We start from the raw sequence: 19,122 nt of genomic DNA, 5'->3' as shown, positions 1-19,122 counted from the left end.
CACAGGTTCCGGATTGAGGGGCTACTTCCGTCCACGATACAACAGGAATTCGGACGGAAATGTTTAGTTTATTGTTGACCGGAGGCGTATCTGAATGCTCATGTGGGGTTGTGTATGAGGGCAGTGATCTGGGCGATCGCCTCTGGGATATTTGTCACAACCGAAAATTGGCCAGGGGCAAGTTCCTCAAAAAAGGTTTGGGCCGTTGGGGTGGGCTGCCAGAGGATAACAGGTTTGTTGTTTTTTAGGGCGAGGGCAATTTCTGAGACAGTACCCAAACCGAGGCCCACCGCCACCACTACATCCGCACTGAGGACGTTGACGTTATTGCGGCCATTCCCTAAATCCGTACAGATGGCAATGTCGATGCTGTCAGCCAACCCTTGATGATCCTTTCCTGGCAAAATACCCACCGTTAACCCCCCAGCCGCTTTTGCGCCCTGGCTAGCCGCAGCCATCACCCCAGCCGCCCGGCCCCCGGTGAGCAGTACCCAACCCGCCTGGGCGATCGCCTTTCCCAGATCGTAAGCTGCCGTTAAATTCTCCGGTGTCGCTCCGGCCCCTGGCCCCATCACCCCAACGATTACTCTACGCATCCCTAATCCAGTTCCCGTCGTCCTTCTAAGGCCCTAGCTAGGGTAACTTCATCGGCATATTCCAAATCGCCCCCCATGGGCAACCCAAAGGCAATGCGGGTGACTTTCGTAAAGGGTCGCAGCAGTTGCGCCAGGTACAAAGTCGTGGTTTCCCCTTCCACGCTGGGATTGATCGCCAAAATCACTTCCTTCGTTTTCTCCGCACTCACCCGTTGCACCAGGGCTTGGATCGTCAGTTGTTCCGGGCCAATGCCATCCATCGGCGAAATTACGCCCCCCAGCACATGGTACTTGCCGCGATATTCACGGGTTTTTTCCAGGGCGATCACATCTTTAGAGTCCGCCACCACACAAATCACATCCTGCTCCCGTTGGGGATTGCGACAGATATCACAGATCGACGTGGCCGAAAGGTGAAAACATTTTTGGCAAACTCCCACCTGTTTTTTTGCATTCAACAGCGCCTGGGCAAAGGCTTCCACATCCTTTTCGGGGCGTTTGATAATGTACAGGGCAAGGCGTTGGGCGGTTTTCGGGCCGATACCGGGTAAGCGTTGGAACTGTTCGATCAAGCGGGCGAGGGGGGGCGTATAAATGGCGAGTTCCTCCAGGGACGGTCAAAATTCTCCGAACCCCATTCTAAAAGGCGATCGCCTCAGCCTTAATAGTGGGTGCCCGATTTCCGGTGGTGGATGGCCGTCATGCCGTTATTTTGCAGGACTTTCCCCTTATCGGTGGTGGCATAAATTACCCAATGGTCACCGCATTCCAGACGATTGGCGACGGTACATTCGAGGTAGGCCAAGGCCTCAGTGAGAATCTGGCAACCATTGTCCGCCGTTTCCGTCGCCACCCCGGCAAAACGATCCTCCCCAGGCGCAAAGGGCTTGAGGAAATGTTTCATGAGTCCTAGATGATTGCCTTCCTGGAGGACATTGATCACGAAATTCGTCCCCTTATGCAACAAGGATTCGATCGCCCGTTCCTTGGCCACGGCAACGGTAAAGCCAGGGGGCGTAAAGGTCGCTTGGGAAACCCAAGAAGCAAGCATCGCCCCAGAAAGGTTGTCCTGTTGGGTCGTGACAATACAGAGGGAACCAACAATCCGCCCCAGGGCCTGTTCCAAGTTGTCCGATTGAGATGTGGAGGCGACATTTTGTTTCGGTTGCCGCCGTTTCGCTGCTTTTTTAATCGCCTGGGCAAAGTCTGTCCCGGTTTCTTCGCAGGTTTTCAGGGTGACTTCCGTGGGTTTGAATTTGACGCGGATTGGTTCAAAGCCCATCTGGTAGCCCGCATCTTTAAATTTGCCTTCGAGGAGGTCGATCGCTTCGCCACTCCAGCCAAAGGAACCGAAGACCCCAGCAAGTTTATTTTTGTCGGCATTGTTTAGAACGATCCCCAAGGCCGTTTGGATCTGGGTCGGAGCATGGCCACCGAGGGTCGGGGAACCCATAATAAAACCGCTGCACCGGGAAATGGCCCCTTTAATTTCCTCTGGGTCAGCGTGTTCAGCGTTAAAGGTTTCGACCATCACCCCCGCTTTGGAAATGCCATGGGCGATCGCCTGGGCGACAGTAGCCGTATTCCCATAGGCAGAGGCATAGATGAGGGCCACGGACAGTTCGTTTTTCTGTTTTTCGATCCAGTGGCGGTAGTTATTGAATAGTTCCTGGCGACTGTAGCGGATTAGGGGGCCATGGCCAGGGGCATAGATTTTCGCAGGGATGTCTTCAATTTTGTTCAAACCAGCGAGGGTTTGGCGGATGGAACTGGCCATCACACAGTCGAAATAATAGCGGCGGTCTTCGTCGTAAAATTGCCAGCCTTCGTCGAAAACTTGATTGCCGCAAACGTGGGCGCCAAAAAATTTATCCGTAAAGAGAATTTCCTCTTGGGGGTCGTAGGTGCAGAGGTGACCGGGAAAACGGGGAGTCGGCGTCGGGATAAATTCCAGCCCATGGCCTTTGCCCAAATCGAGGGTGTCACCACTTTTAACGATCTGTACCTTGGGAGTTTCATCCTTGAGTAAATCCTTAAGGGCGATCGCCGCTGGGTTAGAACAAACCAACGTCACTTGGGGCGCAAGTTTGAGCAGTGCCTTGAGGGTAAAACAGCGGTTGGGGTTGGTATGGCCGAGGACGATGTAATCCAGTTGGCTTAGGTCTGTGCGGTTTTGGATTTCTGTTAAAAATAGCTCGGAGAAAGATTCCCCTGGCGGATCAAGCAATGCCGTTTTTTCCCCAGTGATCAGGTAGCTATTGGCCGTTGTCCCTTTTTGTAAGCCGTACTCAATCTCGAATTTGAGGCGATCCCAGGTGCGCGATCGCAGCAGCAGAACGTCATCACTCACCAAGTAGGGTTGGATATCTCTGGGGGGTGTTGCAACGGCCATAAAATTTTGGGGATCAAAATGTGCTTCAAATCCCAGTATCGCAAACTTCGGCGGGCGATCGCCATTCGGTGACAATGCGTAAAATTTATCGCCCCAATTGGCAAAATCAATGCCCCAATCCCTTAATCTGCCGCGAGATAGGGGGCAATGGTACGTTCAATCATCGCTAACAATTCCGCCTGGGTCGCACCATAGGCCAAATGGGCGGCGATCGCCAATCCCCCCGCGCCGACTCCTTCCTTGACGTAACCCTGTTCGTAGGATTGCAGTTGTGAATATTGAGAAGTTTGAAAACTGAGTTGCGTCGCTAATAAAGGCACTTCACCAATTAACTCGGCCAAACCCACCGTGTCCCCCGTCGGATCTTCCGCCACCCAGCGTGTCGTGCCCACTGCAATATTTTTCGGATCAAAATCAAGCGAATGGTACCCACAAATCCGTTCCATCAAGGCATACACCGCTAACATTTGTGTTCCCCCTGCGAGCAAAACTCCTTGAGTCCTGCTTAAGGCGATCGCCATGCCAGCGACGAAAATCTGCATCGGATCGCCCACTGTCGCCACCACGGCAAAAGGATCAGGGTTTGGGTTTAAATTTGCTTTTTTTAAACCTGTTTGCACAATTTGCCACTTTAAATCATGGTTGCACTCAATGTAGCTACTATTAACTTTTTGATGAGCGTCGTAACCTAATCCTGTCAACACCCCCAATGCCGTTGTAGTGCCTGCGACCACACATTCTCCTAACACAAACAAATGATTTGGATATTGGGTTGCTAGTTTTTTGCCCCAGGTTAAACCTTGCTCGAAAAGTTTGTTCACTGTTGAAAATTCGAGGGCCTTTCCTGTCGAAACACACCTTGCTTTTTGACCACCAACATCAATACAATCCACGGTATTTTTGTCTGGTTTAAGCCATAATCCTGTGTCAAATAAATAGGTGGGAATTTGATAATGCTGCAAAATTGCACGGGATAAAATCGCCGGCGATGCCCCGACAATTAATGGCGGCAAGGGATAAATTGCTTTTTCTCGGAAACCATGACAAATACATTCGGCATCGGCGATCGCCGTATATTTGCGCGCCTCTGGGATGGCCCCGGCAGCGGAAATGTTCGGCATTAAAGCCGTCTCTGTAAAGCCCAAGCCACAGGCGAAAACGACCGATTTTTGCTGGTGATTACTGAGCCAAGCCTGGCCCTGGGTCTGTTGTGTATAAATGCGGATCATTTTGCCTTTTTTTGCCCTCAGTCTAGCCAGAACGATATTTCTCTCCTAAAAAAATTAGGAGAATCGCAATGATCCCCCTAATCTTCCTACTTATTCGTGATATTTCCGAACATCAAGATTCAATAACTCAAGACAGAAATTCTTTAGCGGAAACGCTTCTTCCGACGGGCCACAGCCTTACGCTTACGCTTCTCGATGGGCGTTTCAAAGTGACGACGACGTTTGATATCAGCAAAAATACCAGCTTTAGAAACTTGACGCTTAAAGCGACGTAATGCAGATTCGATATTTTCGTTTTGTCCAACAACCACTTGGGTCATAGGGTATCCTCCTTTGTTGGTGATGTTATTAATTGAAATGAATGGAGCCGGGCAAATGATTTTTTACGTCATTTCCTCGAAAAACATTTGGCAAACTGCCAGATATACGATCTTAGGATCTTTTTGGGGGGAGTTGCAAGGTTTGTCCTGTGAGGCATTCAGAAAAATGAGCTTAATCGAAAGCCACTTAAGGAAAGGCAACACCGGATCAAAACACGGTAGTCAGTGTCGTTTTTTCGAGGTTTATCAGCCAATAAAGCTGATTCTTTAATTAAAGTCCCGTACACCACCTCCAAAGGGGGTATTCAAAAGGCTCGTGAATCTTAATGGGAAAAAATATTTCACTCAGACTGCTAACAATACCAAAAAACCGGCAATTAAACCACTCAACATAATGCTGCCGCACCAATAGGCGAGTTTGGGATTCCCAATCGTCCGGGTGAAGCCTACTTTCACAAGGGTATTGGCCGTTACCGCGAGCCAAATGCCGTACATGGCAACTTTTTCGGGAAGGTCGTCTTGTACCGCGTTGGCGAGGGATAAACTCACGGCATCCACATCGGCAAAACCAGACAGGGCAGAAAGGAGATAAATCCCTTGTTCGCCAAATTCTTCCTGGGCCCACCGCACCAACAGCGACAAGATCACCAGGAGGGCGGTGTATTGGAGTGCAGAACCCAGTTCAACGGGATTATTCACGCTCACTTCGGCGGCGGGTCTATCCTGGGGTTGGGTTTTCCAACGGGCGATCGCCACTGCGGCAATCACAGGAATCAAACCCAAAATTAATAAAGGAGCCGCCAACTTGTAGGCCAGAGTTTGACTGACTACAGCAATCACCAACAACAAACGAGGGGCCATAATGCCATTGGCAAGGACAATGCCAGCCGCAAGGGAAATGGTTTCGCTGGGTTGTTGTTTGGCCATGCGAGAAAAGGAAACCGTCAAGGCAGTGGAGGAAGCAATCCCCCCAAAAAAGCCCGTTAACATCAGCCCGACTTGACTACCTAAAATGCGAATCGCAAAGTAACCGATGTAGGAAATCCCCGCAATCAAGAGCACCAGCCAACCGATCGCCCGTGGATTAAGAGCATTCCATGGCCCCATGGCTTGGTTGGGCAGAAGGGGTAACACGACCACCGCAATCAGCAGTAGTTGGAGAGTTGCAATTAATTCCTGGCGCTGGAGCCAATTGAGGGTTTTTGTGAGTTCCGGTTTTGCCCCTAGGATCCAGGCCACCACCACCGCCACGGCGATCGCCTCTTGGGTAAAGCCACTCAAGGCCAAGGCTCCCAGACAAAAGGTGATCATTAAGGCCAATTCTGTCGTGCTGCCATAATCACCGGATTTTTTCGCGGTCAAAACGTAGGAGGTGGCCACCAAACCCGCTAAACCGAGGAAAATGCCGACAAGAATACTAAATCCCCAACTTTGCGCCAGTAAAGCGGCAATTCCCCCCAGTAAGCCACAAATTGAAAAATTGCGGAGGCCGCTATCGCCGTAACCCTCATCGTCGGCCCGGTTGCGCCAGCCCCGTTCTAGGCCAATAATCACCCCCAAGGCTAAGGCGATCGCCAACTCGACAATCACATCTAAATTCATCGCATTCCTCAAATTTTCAACCTTAGCTTACCCACATTTAGGGGTCACAAAAATTCAAAAAACGCCTGAAACAGCCGCCAATTTCGGTTAGCATAGCTCGTAATCTCGCCGCAATTTCTCGCAATTTTCAGCGAATTTCGGAGTATGACAACGCCAGATTATTACAAAGTGCTCAACATTTCTCCGAAGGCCACCCAGCAGGAGATCAAAAACGCCTATCGTCGCCTCGCGAAGCAATACCACCCAGACACCTGCGATAAAAGTCAAACCGCCAACGGCGATCGCATTGTGGCCCTAAACCATGCCTACGAAATCTTGGGGGATGCCCACCAGCGCAAGCAGTATGATCTCAGTCGGGATGCGGCAAACTATCGCGGAATTCGCTCGGCCCAGGGGACAACGGTGCGTCCCCGCCAAACCACAGAGACGGATTTAGATGTTTGGTTACAGCACATTTATCGACCGTTAAACCAGGCAATTTTAAAGATTATTAAACCCCTAGAAGATCAAATTGATGAGTTGGCAGCCGACCCCTTTGATGATGATCTGATGGCAACGTTCCAAACCTATTTAGAAGATTGCCAAGCCATTTTAGACCAGGCCCAAAAATTATTTCAATCGTTGCCAAATCCAGCCAATGTAGCGCGGGCCGCACGGGATTTATATTATTGCTTAAATCATCTGGGTGACGGGCTAGAGCAATTGGAATGGTTTACCCTCAATTACAATGAAGAATACCTCCACAGTGGCCAGGAAATGTTTCGCCGTGCCGACCAGTTTTCTTGGCAGGCCCAGGAGGCGATCGCTCAATTATAAGAATATAATTTTGCCGTAATTGGCTATTGAATAAAATCTAACAGTCAAGCCATTAAACCCAGAGGAAAAAGCATTAAAGTGAATTGGCAGGTTTTAGCAACACCACAGGTGCCGGACTCTTTTATTCGGCGGGTCGAAATCCTGACCGATGGCAAAGGCGATCGCCATTTAGCCCAACTCCTATGGCAACGGGGCTTTAATGATGAAAATACCTTAGCTGGCTTCCTCAACCCAGAGGCTTACGCGCCAACTTCTGCCTTTGCCTTTGGCCAAGAAATGAAACGGGCGATTCACCGCTTGATACAAGCGAAAGAACGGGGTGAAAAGGTGGCCATCTGGGGAGACTTTGATGCCGATGGCGTCACCGCGACGAGTGTTTTATGGGAAGGATTAGGGCAATTTTTTTCCCAAGAAACCCAATTAACCTATTATATTCCCAATCGTTTAACGGAATCCCACGGCTTAAATAATCCAGGTATTGATCGCCTGAAAACCTGGGGCGCAAGTTTAATTATCACCTGCGATACTGGTAGCACAAACTTGACAGAAATTGCCCACGCAAAAAGCCTTGATATTGACCTGATTATTACCGATCATCACACTTTACCGGAAACCAGACCCGACGTTTTATCGATTATTAATCCCCGTTATTTTGCTGAAAATCATCCCCTATTTCATCTGTCTGGGGTTGCCGTGGCCTATAAATTAGTTGAGGCCTTATCAGAAACTCTACCGGATCCGACAAGGCCGCCCGTTACCGATCTCTTAGACCTTGTGGCGATTGGTTTAATTGCAGATTTAGTGGCCCTCAAAGGAGATTGCCGTTATCTGGCCCAGGTGGGGATCCAAGCCCTACAAAAACAAACAAACCCGAAAACTGTCGTCCATCCAGGCATCAAAGCGCTCCTCGATAATTGCCATAAAACCGGCGATCGCCCAACCGATATTTCCTTTGGCATCGGGCCACGGATTAATGCCGTCAGTCGCATCTATGGGGATGCAAGCTTTTGTGTAGAACTGCTCACCAGTCGTGAACGGGGGCGCTGTGGTTACCTCGCCCAACAGACAGAACTCGCCAATGCCCGTCGTAAAGAGATTCAACAAAAGGTCGTCCAGCAGGCCAAGGCCCAGATCGAAACCCTAGATTTATCGACCACGAGCGTTTTAGTGGTGTGTGATGCCCAGTGGCAGGGGGGCGTACTGGGATTGGTAGCGAGCCAAATTGCCCAAACCTTTGGCCGCCCGACCATTCTTTTAACCTACGACTCAGAGCAAGACCTCTGGAAAGGATCCGCCCGTTCCGCCCACGGCATCGATTTGTATGATTTGGTGCAAGCCCAAAGTCACCTGTTGCATCGCTTTGGCGGGCATCCCTTTGCGGCGGGTTTGAGTGTGCGGCCCGAAAATTTGGCGATGTTTAAGACGGCGATTAATCAGCAGGCCCGGCAACAGTGGGGGAGTTCCATGGAAACGAATCAGGAAGAAATCACCATTGATCTTGTGGTGGCGATCGCCGACCTGGGGGAATCATTATTTCAATCTTTAGAATGCCTAGAACCCTTTGGGATGGGGAATCCAAAACCAAAACTATTGATCAAAGACTGTGGTCTGACGGTGACTGGGTTTAGCAAATTGCGGGACAAATTTAATCGCAAACTGAATTATTTCAAGACAAACTTTGAACTTTGGGATGAAACGGATGAAATTAGTGGCATTTGGTGGGGCGGCCATCCCGACGATTTAACCCAGGGGGCCGGGTTGGACGTGGTAGTTGAGCTAGACCGCAAAGAGGCCCAGACTCAGGATCAATATTTTGTGCGTCTCTTGGCTGTGGCCCCGACCGCAAAGATCGCCGCAGAATCGGCCCCACAAACATTACTCGATTTTCGCCATCAGTCTCTCCCCCAGGAAGCTTTGGATCAGTATGTGTTGCAAAAGGATTGCCCTGTCACTTGGCAGGAACTTTATGGGAATTATCAGCAGGCGATCGCCACGGGGAAACCCTTGGCCCTCCACTATGTTTCACCGACTGCCGACACTCCGGAACAGTGTTTTAAAACGCTGATTGGCATTGCGAAATATGTACTGGCCCAGGATCAAACGGTTTCCCTGGCTGACCTGAAAGCAAAACTCCATTGCGGCGATCGCCCCTTAGATTTCGGTCTAAAGGCTTTAAAGAATGTCGGCTTTGTCGCTGAAATTCAAGGCGAACAAGTGCGTTTTCAGCAGACGACCGTCACTCCTGATCCAGAAGCTTTTGCCCAATTTAAACAGGCAATCCTCGAAGAGCAATTCCAAAAGCAGTATTTTGCCCAGGCTCCCCTCGCCGTCATCCAAGCCACCCTCGAAAAAATTCCGGTCTAAATCACAAGGCTTACTCCGGCGCAGTCTGTAACTGTTGGTAGAAAGTTTGGGCTTGGTCAAAATTTGGGGCGATCGCCAGGGCCTGATTCACCTGAGCCAACGCCTGGGTTGAGTCCCCTTGGCGACTATAAATAATGCCCAGATTGTAATGGGCGAGGGCATGGATGCTTGCGGGTTCCTCCGGGTGATCCGGCAATGACAACACTGTCTGCAACAACGCTTCCGCGTCGTCCAACTGGCCCATACTGATGTAGATCAAGCTCAAATTAATGTAGGGATCAACAAAATCCGGATCAACGGCGATCGCCCTTTGGTAGGCGGCGATCGCTTGGTCAAAATCAGCCAGTTCATGGAACTCAACCCCCGACTGATAAGCCGCTTTCCCCGCAGCAGTTGGGGGCAACTCTAAACCCTGAGCTAAGGGCGGTACTACCTCTGAAACGACGGGAAATTGGGGTTCTGAAACCATTGCAAATACAACATTCAACATAAATTTTTCGACGACCCATTAGATATCGGCAACTATGGCCACTCCTCTAGCTTAACGATGCAGTACCTACAGAACGAATAGTAAAGAAACTTTACAAAAGCAGTTTTTAGGAGGGCAACCTTGGCAAATATGAAAAGAAAATGAGATAATCTGGCTACGATCTTTTCATAATTGTTTCATGATTCGGATAAACTTACCGCGGCAAACCCTTGGCCTCGTCGGTATTGTCTGCGGCATTTGGTTAGTAGGTTGTACCCAGCAAGCGGCTCCGCCAGTCGATAGTGATGTTTCGACCAATAACGAAACAACGGTTAATGACACAGACGGGCGCAAAAAAGTCTTAACCACATTCACCGTGATCGCCGACATCGCCCAGAATGTGGCGGGCGATAAATTAATCGTTGAATCGATCACCAGAATTGGGGCCGAGATCCACGGCTACGAACCCACCCCCAGTGATCTCGTGCGGGCCCAGGATGCGGATTTATTGCTCTATAACGGCATGAATTTAGAACGGTGGTTTGAGCAATTTTTAGGCAATCTCAACGATGTCCCCGCCGTCATTGTGACCGAAGGCATTGAGCCGATTCCCATCGCTGAAGGCCCCTATACCGACAAGCCCAATCCCCATGCTTGGATGTCGCCAAAAAATGCCCTGGTTTATGTCGAAAATATCCGTCAAGCGTTTGTGGCACTCGATCCAGACAATGCGGCAACCTATAACGCCAATGCCGCTGCCTACAGTGCCGAACTAGAGGCGATCGCCGCCGAATTTGAAGCCGATCTCAACCTTGTTCCCACAGCACAGCGGTTCCTCGTCAGTTGTGAAGGCGCATTTTCTTACCTGGCCCAGGATTATGGCCTCGAAGAAATCTACATTTGGCCCATCAACGCCGAACAACAATTTACCCCCAAGCAAGTCCAGAGCGTCATCACCCAAGTTGAGGCCAACGATGTCCCCACCATTTTCTGTGAAAGCACCGTCAGCGACGAAGGCCAAAAAGAAGTGGCTAAGGCGACGGGCGCCCGCTTTGGGGGGAACCTCTATGTCGATTCCCTCTCAACCCCCGATGGCCCAGTGCCAACATTTTTAGATCTCCTCGAGTATGACGTGCGGACGATCGCCAATGGCCTCCTCGCCGGAACAGCCCAGTAGGAGAAAACCCGCTCTAATCAGACTTTCCTAAACCCACTACCCCGGTAAAATGCGATGACTTACCCAATCCCAGAAATCGCCGTTGAAAATATCAGCGTCACCTACAGCAACACCCGCCTCGCCCTTTACAACACCAGTTGTCACGTCAAACCAGGCACCATCACCGCCCTTGTTGGCCCCAATGGTTGTGGCAAATCAACCCTGTTTAAATCGATTATGGGGTTTTTGAAACCGACCCAAGGGCGTGTCACCATTGCGGGTCAGTCGGTGCAGCAGGCCCAGAAAAAACAACTGATGGCCTATGTTCCCCAAGCCGATGAAGTGGATTGGAACTTTCCCGTGAGCGTGTTTGATGTGGTGATGATGGGTCGCTATGGCTATATGAATCTGCTGCGGATTCCCAGTCAAAAAGACCGTCGTTTAGTGATGGAAAGTCTAGAGCGGGTAGATCTGGTGGAATTCCGTCACCGTCAAATTGGCGAACTCTCCGGCGGCCAAAAAAAACGGGCTTTCCTCGCGCGGGCCTTGGCCCAGGAAGGCAAAATTATTTTGCTTGATGAACCCTTTACGGGAGTTGATATCAAAACAGAAAAAAGCATCATCGATCTGTTGGTGCAGTTGCGGGATGAGGGGCACACGATTTTAATCTCGACCCACGATCTTGCTTCGATCTCAACGTTCTGCGATCGCACAATTCTCCTCAATCGCACTGTTCTTGCCGAAGGTTACACCGCCGATACCTTCACAGAAGAAAACCTCGTGATGACTTTTGGGGGGTTACCCGTCGCCAGTCTCGAAAAATTATCCTCCCATTACCAACAGCAGCCCAACAGTTTAGAAGAAGTAGATCAATGAGCTTAGTGAATTGGATTATTGAACCCCTACAGTATGGATTTCTCGTCAAAGCCATTTGGGTAAGTGCCTTTGTCGGCCTCGTCTGTGCGGTGTTGTCCTGCTATATCACCCTCAAGGGTTGGTCACTGATGGGGGATGCCGTTTCCCATGCCGTCGTTCCAGGAGTCGTGGTGGCCTATGCCCTCAATATTCCCTTCGCCATTGGCGCCTTCATCTTTGGTTTTGGCGCAACTGTGGCCATTGGTTATGTAAAGTCAAAAACAAGGCTCAAAGAAGATGCTGTCATTGGGGTGATTTTCACCGGGTTCTTTGCCTCCGGCTTGGTCTTAATTACGAAAATCCCCAGTAATATCGATCTTTTCCATATTCTGTTTGGCAACGTTCTTGGGATCTCCAACAGTGATATTGTGCAAACCTTGATCGCCGGCACCCTAACCTTGGTGGTGATCCTCATTCAACGGAAGGATTTGCTACTCTTTTGCTTCGACCCAAATCACGCCAAAGCCATCGGCCTGAATACTCGACTGATGTATTACACGCTTTTGTCTGTGCTGGCGTTGACCATTGTGACGGCCCTACAAACGGCGGGCATTATTCTCGTCATTGCGATGCTCGTGACCCCAGGCTCCATCGCCTATCTACTGACAGACCGCTTTGATCATATGCTGTGGATCTCTGGGGCGAGCAGCATTTTTTCCTGTGTTTTCGGCACCTATTTGAGCTATCACTTTGATGTTTCGACAGGGGGGGCGATCGTGGTTTTACTGACGATTGTCTTTGTATTGGCGATGTTTTTTGCGCCGAAATATGGCATTTTGAGCCAGGGCAAGTCTTCAATACCGCTGGAATCTTCGCCATAGGAAAGAACATTGCCAGCAGTTCATTGGCCTTGAGAAAGGGCGAGCCTCGCTGCCATTTGGATTAGATATGCGAAAAATTAAATATTTTAATGCGAAAAACGCATCATGCAGCAATTGCATCACTTAGGATGGAAAAAATAGCTAGGTGCAATTACTATGGCAACATTTTTGCCCAAATCTCCCCAGGCGATCGCCCCCATCATCGAACAACTAGACCGTGGGCAGGTCGTTGTGATCCATACCGACGTGGTGTATCTGCTCATTGCCAATGCCCTAAATCCCCAGGCGACCAATCAGATCCACGAACTCAAAGGCTGGGAGCCCCGCAAGCCCCTGACCCTTCTCTTAACGCCCCCAAAGGTGCCTGAATACGGCATCCTCAGTGCCGAAGCCCAAACCCTCGTCAATCAATTTCCCTATCCCATTAGCGTCATTCTTCCCCACCGCAACAACTTGGCCGAAGGCGTAACTGCTGGTCATAGTGAGGTTTTTGTGTCCTGTCCTGACCAATTTATCTACGACCTCGCCGCCCAAGCTCCTTTTCCCATTGCCGCTGGCACCGCAAGTTTAGGGAGTGAGATGCGTGCAAATGATGCAAAAACCGCTGAAGCCTTTTTTGGGCAACAAGTTTCGCTCATTATCGATGGCGGTAAGGCCAAGGAACGCATCCGCACCACCCTCATTGATTGCCACTTACCTTTACCGACCATTTTGAATTTTGGTCTGGTGTCCTTTGATGATTTACGGGAGATTATTCCCCACATCGAATTGCCTTCCCACCTGCGGAAATAAAAGCTCGTCGTTCACAGTTGCTCATCATCACCCAACAGCTCTGAGCCAGAACTGCCCGTTAAAAACATAATATTTGCCCCTTTCAGTTTACGGCGGAGGTAGGTGTAGGGATTGCCATAATTCCCTTCCCAAGGGTTGACCCAAACTTCCGCTTCCAGGAGGGGAAAAATTCGTACCACTGTACGCGTTAATTCGTAGATATTATCGAATTTAAAATCTGGAAAGAGAATTTTTTCTCCTTTGCCCAAGAAACGCAGGGTGTCATATTGAGTAACGTGGAGTGCTTTGAGTTGGGGAATTTTGAGGGCGTAAACCTTGGGTTGGGGCAAGAATTGAAACCAAGGGCGGCCCCGCTTAAAGAGTTGAATTAAATAGGCTTCTAAATAAATAATTTGGTTCGCATCGGCATCTACTTTTAGATAGCGAGCGTAGGGCATCAGATAAAAGGGAAAAAAGATAAAAGTATAGATAAATAAACCCACAAGATAAACGGCATAGCGATAGCCCAAAAAATCAGAAATTGGCCATAAAATAATCGCGAGGGTTGGCACGAAGGCAAGGATTATCGCTGTGTTTTTATCAATGCCTTGTTTGAGCACGAGGTCAGAAGGACTGATGCTCTGGATTCTATAGACTCTTTTGTATAGGCCCATGGGAATTTATCTTTTGTGAGCGCCTGGCGAGGAAGAGTGGGAGAGTTGGCCCTGGCCTAGCCAAGGGAGATGCTTTTATCATACGCAGTTTTGATCGAGGAACCGATAGATCTGTCCGGTTCTGATTTTACCGAGCGAGATGATTAAGTAACGCTTGACGCATGGTATCGACAGGTACCGGTTGGCCGAGCCATTTTTCTAGGGCGATCGCCCCTTGCTGTACCAACATTTCGCTCCCGTCAATAATTGCTGCGCCCTGGGTCTGGGCTTGTTTAAGAAACTGGGTAGGAGAAGGCGTATAAATTAAATCGTAGGCGATCGCCCCTGGGGGAAGATTGGCCATCAATTCGTCACTGACTGGGGACGCATCGACCTGGGGAAACATCCCGATGGGGGTGGCATTGACCAGCAGTTGGGCCTGGGGAATTAACCGTTGGCGATCGCCCCAAAGATGGGTTTGTACCTTGCCCGCTAGGGGCGTATTTTGCCAACTTTCGCTAAATTGCGCCAATTTTTTGGGATCACGCCCCAACACATGGATCTGCGGACAACCCAATTGATGGCAACCGACTACCACTGCCCGCGCCGCACCGCCATTGCCGAGGATCACCGGGGTCACATTCGACCAGTCCCGTTCCAACGCCTGCAAAGGAGCCACAAAGCCCGCCACATCAGTATTTGTCCCCTGCCAACCCGTTTCCGTGCGCCAAACGGTATTCACCGCGCCCACCAGTTCAGCCTCCGGGGCGATCGCCTCTAGGTGCGCCATAATCGCCTGTTTGTGGGGAATGGTGATGCTAAATCCTTGGAGATCAATCGCCCAAAACCCATCCAGGGCCGCTTTTAGAGCCGCCGCCGCCACCGGGAACGCGAGATAAACATAATCCACTCCCAGTTCGGCGATCGCCGCATTGTGCATGATTGGCGAGAAAGAATGTTTAACGGGATCCCCAATCACACCAAGGAGTTTTGTTGTGCCAAGAATTTTCATGATTCACCTTAATTTTTAAAAGATTAGCCTTGCCTTAAAAATCGTTCTGAAACGTGTTTAAAATTCCTAATTTATTCAGAAACTTTTGTTAACTCTAAATGGTAATGGTAAAGGGCTACAGGTTTATTTTGGGCCTTAAAAAAGTCGGGATCACTGGAAGATAAATAAATTGCAGTTACTTGATTGGCTGTAACATGATCGGAGTCAAGCTGTTGATAATCCGTCGTTGTTTCAACGCGATTCAGATAAATTTGCTCGCTACTTTGAAATTGCTGTTGGGTGAGTTCACTACTGAAAAACTGGTCGGGGTTAAGTTGAGCTTGGGTGCGGCCTGTGACGGTAGAAATCAGACGGCGATCGCCTTTTAAAATCGTTAACTGGCGGTTGGGATGTTGGGGATCAACTTCTACTTTTTGTACCGTTTTTTTGCCTAGGTAAGCCTGGGCAATTTCAGCACCATTAAATGCCCGGTCTGCCACAATCGCCGCCCCAGTCGACCTCGGTAAAGATAAAGGTTTTACTAAAAAGTTCGTCTGGGGTTGAAACCGCACCCGAAACAGAAAAGGCTGGCCAATTAATGTTTCGTTAGCGGCAAAGCCAGGTGTCACTAAATCCGGTGCGAGGGGAGCCACCTGGTCGATCAGGGTACTCGCGACCTGCCAGGTGCCCGCAAACCAATCCGGATAAATTAGGTCTTCTCCAGTTTGCACCGGATTCAAGCTTGGTAAATCCTGCCACTGGGGATAATGATCAAGGCGATCGCCTAGGGATTCGGCCCAAACCGGACTCCACCCCAAAAACCAAATCAATAAACCCAGAACAAGCACTTTTCCCCAAATCTTGACCATTGCCCTAGACATTAAAACGAAATAACATTACATCCCCTTCCTGGACTAAGTATTCTTTTCCTTCCGCACGCACTAGGCCCTTTTCCTTGGCCGCAGGCATTGCCCCACAATCCACCAAATCTTGGTAGGCCACCGTTTCCGCCCGGATAAAGCCCCGTTCAAAGTCTGTGTGAATTACCCCGGCGGCCTGGGGTGCTTTCATGCCCACATGGATTGTCCAAGCGCGGGTTTCTTCGGGGCCAGTGGTGAAATAGGTTCGTAAACCCAACAGTTCATAGGTGGCGCGAATGAGAGATTGCAGCCCCCCTTCTTCTACGCCGAGGGATTCGAGGAAATCTTTCTTTTCGGCGGCGTCTAATTCCACTAATTCTGCTTCCACCTGGGCCGAAACCACGACCACCTGGGCATTTTCCTGCTGGGCTAACTCCCTGACCTGTTCTACCCAAGCATTACCATCGGCGAGATCTTCTTCGGAAACGTTGGTCGCATAGATTACAGGCTTACGGGTCAGCAAACCAAGGGCTTTGATCGCTAGTTCTTCGTCTTCATCTAGTTCCACTTCCCGGGCCGGACGACCATCTTCAAGGACGGGCAAAATCTTTTCTAAAACGGCCACTTCCAACAGGGCTTCCTTGGCGCGGCTCTTGGCTTGTTTGCGGGCGCGGTCGAGACGTTTTTCCACCTGGGCCAAATCAGCGAGGATCAACTCTAGGCTAATCACTTCAATGTCGCGGATCGGATCAACGGAACCGGACACATGGATAATGTCATCGTCGTCGAAACAACGCACCACATGGACGATCGCATCCACTTCACGGATATTAGCGAGGAACTGATTGCCCAAACCTTCCCCTTGGCTCGCCCCTTTTACCAAGCCAGCGATATCGACAAATTCGATGCGGGTGGGGACAATTTTGGCGGATTTGGAAATGTCGGCGAGGACATCAAGACGCCCATCGGGAACCGCCACCACCCCCACATTGGGTTCGATGGTACAAAAAGGAAAATTGGCCGCGTCTGCTTTGGCATTTTCACAGAGGGCATTGAAAAGGGTGGATTTTCCAACGTTGGGCAGTCCGACGATTCCGGCTCGTAGCATGGGGCTTTATGTTTTAAATTCTTGTTTTTGCTCGGTGGTCATTGTATCCCGAATCGCCAGAGTTTAATGGTTTTATCGGCGGCGGCGGTGGCAATAACTTGACTGTCTGGGGCAATGGCGATCGCCTTTATTTCGCTGCTGTGGGCGGCTAGTGCGACGAAAGGTTGTTCCTGACCGAGTTGCCAGAGGGAAAGGTTTCCTTGGCGATCGCCGCCAGCAAAAAAACGTTGACTAGGGGTGATCGCCAATTGGGTAAAGGGAATGACTGGCCGGAGAATTTTGGGTGTGTAATCAGAAGCGAGGGGCCAAATTTTGAGGGTCTGATCCGTGGCGATACTGATTAAAAATTGACCATCGGCACTCACTTGAAAATCAAGAATTTCCCCTTGATGTTCCGGGAGAGTTTGAACAGACTGGCCTTGTTCATAGCAAGTTAAACCATTTCCCTGGGCGAGCCAGAGCTGGTTTTTCGCCTGGGATGCTCGGATCAGTTGAGCACCCGATACGGTAAAAGTGTAGAGAATTTTTTGTGTCGTTAAATCCCAGACAACAATTTCCTGATCGGCCCCCAAAGTGGCTAATTGCCCTGTTTTTTCCCAGCAAGCAAGCCCCTGAATCCAAGTCGATCTTCCCTGGAGACAAGCGGTCTGTTCTCCCTGTTGCCAATTCCAGAGACGAATGGTGTAGTCCCAACTGCCAGAAATAAGGCGATCGCCCCAAAAGGCTAATCCAGAAATAATCCCCCAGTGCCCCCGCAAACAACGAGACTCCCGACGGCGGTCTAGATCCCAGAGGCGAATCGTTTGATCCGCAGCGGCACTAGCGAGAAACTGACTATCCGGGGCAAACTGTAGGGCGGTGATATAGGCGTGGTGGCCCGTAAAGGTGCGAAAACAATACCATTGGGGCACGGGGCTGGGTTCAATTAGGGAAATAATTTGAGGCGGTTCGGGGGCAACTCGCGGTATCGGTTTTGGGGTGACTGGTCTGGCGGTTGGAAAAAGTTGATCGAGGATCGCCTGGGCAGACTGGGGGCGATCGCCGACGGCTTCAGCCAGCATTTGATCCAGTAAGTGGCCCAGATTATTGCTAATCGGTGTGGTGAGATAATCCCGCCAGACCCAGCGATTTTCGCGCACACTGTAGAGATCAAAGGGATGAATTGAGGTGAGCAGTTCCAGGCAGATCACCCCCAGGCTGTAAAGATCGCTGCCAGGATAACTTTGACCCCGCAGTTGCTCTGGGGCGGTGTAAATCCCCGAACCGATTAGGGTGCCGGGTTCTGCGCTGGCCATTTTTGAGGTTACCTTTGCCGCCGTAAAATCGACGATCGCCCAATGCTGTGCTGGAGTAAATAGAAGATTATCGGGGTTTAGATCTCGATGAATTAGCCCATGATCATGAATGAGTTGTACCAAGGGGAGAATGTCCTGGAGAAACTCCCGTAATTTTGCCTCGGAGAATGGCCCCATAAGATCGAGCCGCTGCCGTAAACTTTCCCCAGCAATTTTTTCAAACACAAGGGTCGGTGGAATCGTGATTTGATGCCAATGTTCCGGTAAAAATAGCCCTAAAACCGTCGGAAATTCCGGGCGATCGCCTAACGTTTTTAACCGCGCCGCATTCTCCTGGAACATTTCCACAAACTGCTGGGCTTGCACGCTCTGGGTCAGAAAAACTTGCTTAAGAATGCAATAACTTTCGGGAAAAGTGCCCCGGTCAATGCCCAAGAGGGTGCGTCCCTTAGTTCCTTGGTGCAGAACTTGCCGGACTATATAGCGATCGCCTAACACCAGGGGTTGACCACAGGCCATGCAAAATTTCCCCTGATCAGGGTTACGGGGTTGGGAACAAGTGGGATTCAGGCAAAGAATCATCAGTGGCGATCGCACAGAAACCTTTCCATTGTGGCAGGAAGCCATCGTTCCGTTAAAACTTTCCCCGTAAACTAACGGGGATAGTCCCTGTAATTTCCAAAGTGAAAATTGATTCCCTATTTTTCCGGAGATTTTTGTAGATCCCTTAGGTGCAATCTACAAGGCGATCGCCTCTAGGTTAG

18 protein-coding genes are annotated in these 19,122 nt (G+C 50.1%); 6 read left to right on the top strand and 12 right to left on the bottom strand.

Going from position 1 to position 19,122, the window contains the following annotated elements:
- Window positions 1-98: 98 nt before the first annotated feature.
- The 6 genes from AACR41_RS05315 to AACR41_RS05290 all read right to left on the bottom strand — a co-directional run bounded on the left by AACR41_RS05315 (window position 99) and on the right by AACR41_RS05290 (window position 6,139).
- On the bottom strand, window positions 99-596 hold the full coding sequence (locus AACR41_RS05315; RefSeq protein WP_030007500.1) for a TIGR00725 family protein: 498 nt from the start codon (window positions 594-596) through the stop codon (window positions 99-101).
- Window positions 597-598: 2 nt separating this feature from the next.
- Entirely contained in the window at window positions 599-1,192 is a 594-nt protein-coding gene (recR, locus tag AACR41_RS05310) for a recombination mediator RecR (RefSeq protein WP_084150018.1), read from the bottom strand.
- Between the two features lie 65 nt (window positions 1,193-1,257).
- A complete protein-coding gene (locus AACR41_RS05305) occupies window positions 1,258-2,988 on the bottom strand; it encodes a diflavin flavoprotein (RefSeq protein WP_030007498.1) in 1,731 nt (576 codons plus the stop codon).
- Window positions 2,989-3,110: 122 nt separating this feature from the next.
- Complete coding sequence (gene cobT, locus AACR41_RS05300; RefSeq protein ID WP_030007497.1) at window positions 3,111-4,217, bottom strand: nicotinate mononucleotide-dependent phosphoribosyltransferase CobT; 1,107 nt, start codon at window positions 4,215-4,217, stop codon at window positions 3,111-3,113.
- A 143-nt stretch (window positions 4,218-4,360) separates the two neighbouring features.
- On the bottom strand, window positions 4,361-4,537 hold the full coding sequence (gene rpsU, locus AACR41_RS05295; protein ID WP_012307353.1) for a 30S ribosomal protein S21: 177 nt from the start codon (window positions 4,535-4,537) through the stop codon (window positions 4,361-4,363).
- Window positions 4,538-4,882: 345 nt separating this feature from the next.
- The gene (locus tag AACR41_RS05290) at window positions 4,883-6,139 is read right to left on the bottom strand and encodes an MgtC/SapB family protein (RefSeq protein WP_030007495.1); all 1,257 of its coding nucleotides are present in this window, start codon (window positions 6,137-6,139) and stop codon (window positions 4,883-4,885) included.
- 144 nt (window positions 6,140-6,283) lie between these two features.
- On the opposite strand from AACR41_RS05290, the gene AACR41_RS05285 reads away from it, so the two are divergent.
- Both AACR41_RS05285 and recJ read left to right on the top strand, forming a co-directional pair.
- Window positions 6,284-6,955 carry a J domain-containing protein gene (locus tag AACR41_RS05285; RefSeq protein WP_030007494.1) on the top strand — a complete coding sequence of 224 codons (672 nt, stop codon included), beginning with the start codon at window positions 6,284-6,286 and terminating at the stop codon, window positions 6,953-6,955.
- Between the two features lie 78 nt (window positions 6,956-7,033).
- Complete coding sequence (gene recJ, locus AACR41_RS05280) at window positions 7,034-9,319, top strand: single-stranded-DNA-specific exonuclease RecJ (RefSeq protein ID WP_030007493.1); 2,286 nt, start codon at window positions 7,034-7,036, stop codon at window positions 9,317-9,319.
- A 10-nt stretch (window positions 9,320-9,329) separates the two neighbouring features.
- On the opposite strand, the gene AACR41_RS05275 is transcribed toward recJ, so the two are convergent.
- On the bottom strand, window positions 9,330-9,788 hold the full coding sequence (locus AACR41_RS05275) for a tetratricopeptide repeat protein (protein WP_161768745.1): 459 nt from the start codon (window positions 9,786-9,788) through the stop codon (window positions 9,330-9,332).
- Window positions 9,789-9,987: 199 nt separating this feature from the next.
- On the opposite strand from AACR41_RS05275, the gene AACR41_RS05270 reads away from it, so the two are divergent.
- The 4 genes from AACR41_RS05270 to AACR41_RS05255 all read left to right on the top strand — a co-directional run bounded on the left by AACR41_RS05270 (window position 9,988) and on the right by AACR41_RS05255 (window position 13,472).
- Window positions 9,988-10,965 (top strand): metal ABC transporter substrate-binding protein, encoded by a 978-nt coding sequence (locus tag AACR41_RS05270; RefSeq protein ID WP_030007491.1) that lies wholly within the window; start codon window positions 9,988-9,990, stop codon window positions 10,963-10,965.
- 54 nt (window positions 10,966-11,019) lie between these two features.
- Window positions 11,020-11,820 (top strand): metal ABC transporter ATP-binding protein, encoded by an 801-nt coding sequence (locus AACR41_RS05265; RefSeq protein ID WP_030007490.1) that lies wholly within the window; start codon window positions 11,020-11,022, stop codon window positions 11,818-11,820.
- Window positions 11,817-12,680 (top strand): metal ABC transporter permease, encoded by an 864-nt coding sequence (locus AACR41_RS05260; RefSeq protein ID WP_030007489.1) that lies wholly within the window; start codon window positions 11,817-11,819, stop codon window positions 12,678-12,680. The genes AACR41_RS05265 and AACR41_RS05260 overlap by 4 nt, the downstream gene beginning before the upstream one ends.
- Window positions 12,681-12,836: 156 nt before the next feature.
- The gene (locus tag AACR41_RS05255; protein WP_012307344.1) at window positions 12,837-13,472 is read left to right on the top strand and encodes an L-threonylcarbamoyladenylate synthase; all 636 of its coding nucleotides are present in this window, start codon (window positions 12,837-12,839) and stop codon (window positions 13,470-13,472) included.
- Between the two features lie 11 nt (window positions 13,473-13,483).
- On the opposite strand, the gene AACR41_RS05250 is transcribed toward AACR41_RS05255, so the two are convergent.
- The 5 genes from AACR41_RS05250 to AACR41_RS05230 all read right to left on the bottom strand — a co-directional run bounded on the left by AACR41_RS05250 (window position 13,484) and on the right by AACR41_RS05230 (window position 18,985).
- Window positions 13,484-14,125, bottom strand: coding sequence for a hypothetical protein (locus AACR41_RS05250; RefSeq protein WP_012307343.1), 642 nt, complete (start codon window positions 14,123-14,125; stop codon window positions 13,484-13,486).
- Window positions 14,126-14,252: 127 nt separating this feature from the next.
- Entirely contained in the window at window positions 14,253-15,116 is an 864-nt protein-coding gene (locus AACR41_RS05245) for a shikimate dehydrogenase (protein WP_030007488.1), read from the bottom strand.
- Window positions 15,117-15,187: 71 nt separating this feature from the next.
- Window positions 15,188-15,976, bottom strand: a complete 789-nt coding sequence (locus tag AACR41_RS05240) for a DUF6816 family protein (RefSeq protein WP_339367626.1) — start codon at window positions 15,974-15,976, stop codon at window positions 15,188-15,190.
- Entirely contained in the window at window positions 15,969-17,063 is a 1,095-nt protein-coding gene (gene ychF, locus AACR41_RS05235; RefSeq protein ID WP_030007486.1) for a redox-regulated ATPase YchF, read from the bottom strand. The genes AACR41_RS05240 and ychF overlap by 8 nt, the downstream gene beginning before the upstream one ends.
- Before the next feature lie 38 nt (window positions 17,064-17,101).
- Window positions 17,102-18,985, bottom strand: coding sequence for a serine/threonine-protein kinase (locus tag AACR41_RS05230; RefSeq protein ID WP_223209938.1), 1,884 nt, complete (start codon window positions 18,983-18,985; stop codon window positions 17,102-17,104).
- Window positions 18,986-19,122: the final 137 nt, after the last annotated feature.

The organism is Picosynechococcus sp. NKBG042902, from assembly GCF_963864045.1.
Taxonomy (GTDB): domain Bacteria; phylum Cyanobacteriota; class Cyanobacteriia; order Cyanobacteriales; family MRBY01; genus MRBY01.
Note: the sequence above shows the minus strand (reverse complement) of the source record. Positions and strands in the feature narration are given on the sequence as shown.

Excerpts from the sequence above, each read along its gene's own strand:
- AACR41_RS05315 (WP_030007500.1), bottom strand. The coding sequence starts at position 596 with ATGCGTAGAGTAATCGTTGGGGTGATGGGGCCAGGGGCCGGAGCGACA.
- AACR41_RS05305 (WP_030007498.1), bottom strand. The coding sequence starts at position 2,988 with ATGGCCGTTGCAACACCCCCCAGAGATATCCAACCCTACTTGGTGAGT.
- cobT (WP_030007497.1), bottom strand. The coding sequence starts at position 4,217 with ATGATCCGCATTTATACACAACAGACCCAGGGCCAGGCTTGGCTCAGT.
- rpsU (WP_012307353.1), bottom strand. The coding sequence starts at position 4,537 with ATGACCCAAGTGGTTGTTGGACAAAACGAAAATATCGAATCTGCATTA.
- AACR41_RS05290 (WP_030007495.1), bottom strand. The coding sequence starts at position 6,139 with ATGAATTTAGATGTGATTGTCGAGTTGGCGATCGCCTTAGCCTTGGGG.
- AACR41_RS05285 (WP_030007494.1), top strand. The coding sequence starts at position 6,284 with ATGACAACGCCAGATTATTACAAAGTGCTCAACATTTCTCCGAAGGCC.
- AACR41_RS05275 (WP_161768745.1), bottom strand. The coding sequence starts at position 9,788 with ATGGTTTCAGAACCCCAATTTCCCGTCGTTTCAGAGGTAGTACCGCCC.
- AACR41_RS05270 (WP_030007491.1), top strand. The coding sequence starts at position 9,988 with ATGATTCGGATAAACTTACCGCGGCAAACCCTTGGCCTCGTCGGTATT.
- AACR41_RS05265 (WP_030007490.1), top strand. The coding sequence starts at position 11,020 with ATGACTTACCCAATCCCAGAAATCGCCGTTGAAAATATCAGCGTCACC.
- AACR41_RS05260 (WP_030007489.1), top strand. The coding sequence starts at position 11,817 with ATGAGCTTAGTGAATTGGATTATTGAACCCCTACAGTATGGATTTCTC.
- AACR41_RS05255 (WP_012307344.1), top strand. The coding sequence starts at position 12,837 with ATGGCAACATTTTTGCCCAAATCTCCCCAGGCGATCGCCCCCATCATC.
- AACR41_RS05250 (WP_012307343.1), bottom strand. The coding sequence starts at position 14,125 with ATGGGCCTATACAAAAGAGTCTATAGAATCCAGAGCATCAGTCCTTCT.
- AACR41_RS05245 (WP_030007488.1), bottom strand. The coding sequence starts at position 15,116 with ATGAAAATTCTTGGCACAACAAAACTCCTTGGTGTGATTGGGGATCCC.
- AACR41_RS05240 (WP_339367626.1), bottom strand. The coding sequence starts at position 15,976 with ATGTCTAGGGCAATGGTCAAGATTTGGGGAAAAGTGCTTGTTCTGGGT.
- ychF (WP_030007486.1), bottom strand. The coding sequence starts at position 17,063 with ATGCTACGAGCCGGAATCGTCGGACTGCCCAACGTTGGAAAATCCACC.
- AACR41_RS05230 (WP_223209938.1), bottom strand. The coding sequence starts at position 18,985 with ATGGCTTCCTGCCACAATGGAAAGGTTTCTGTGCGATCGCCACTGATG.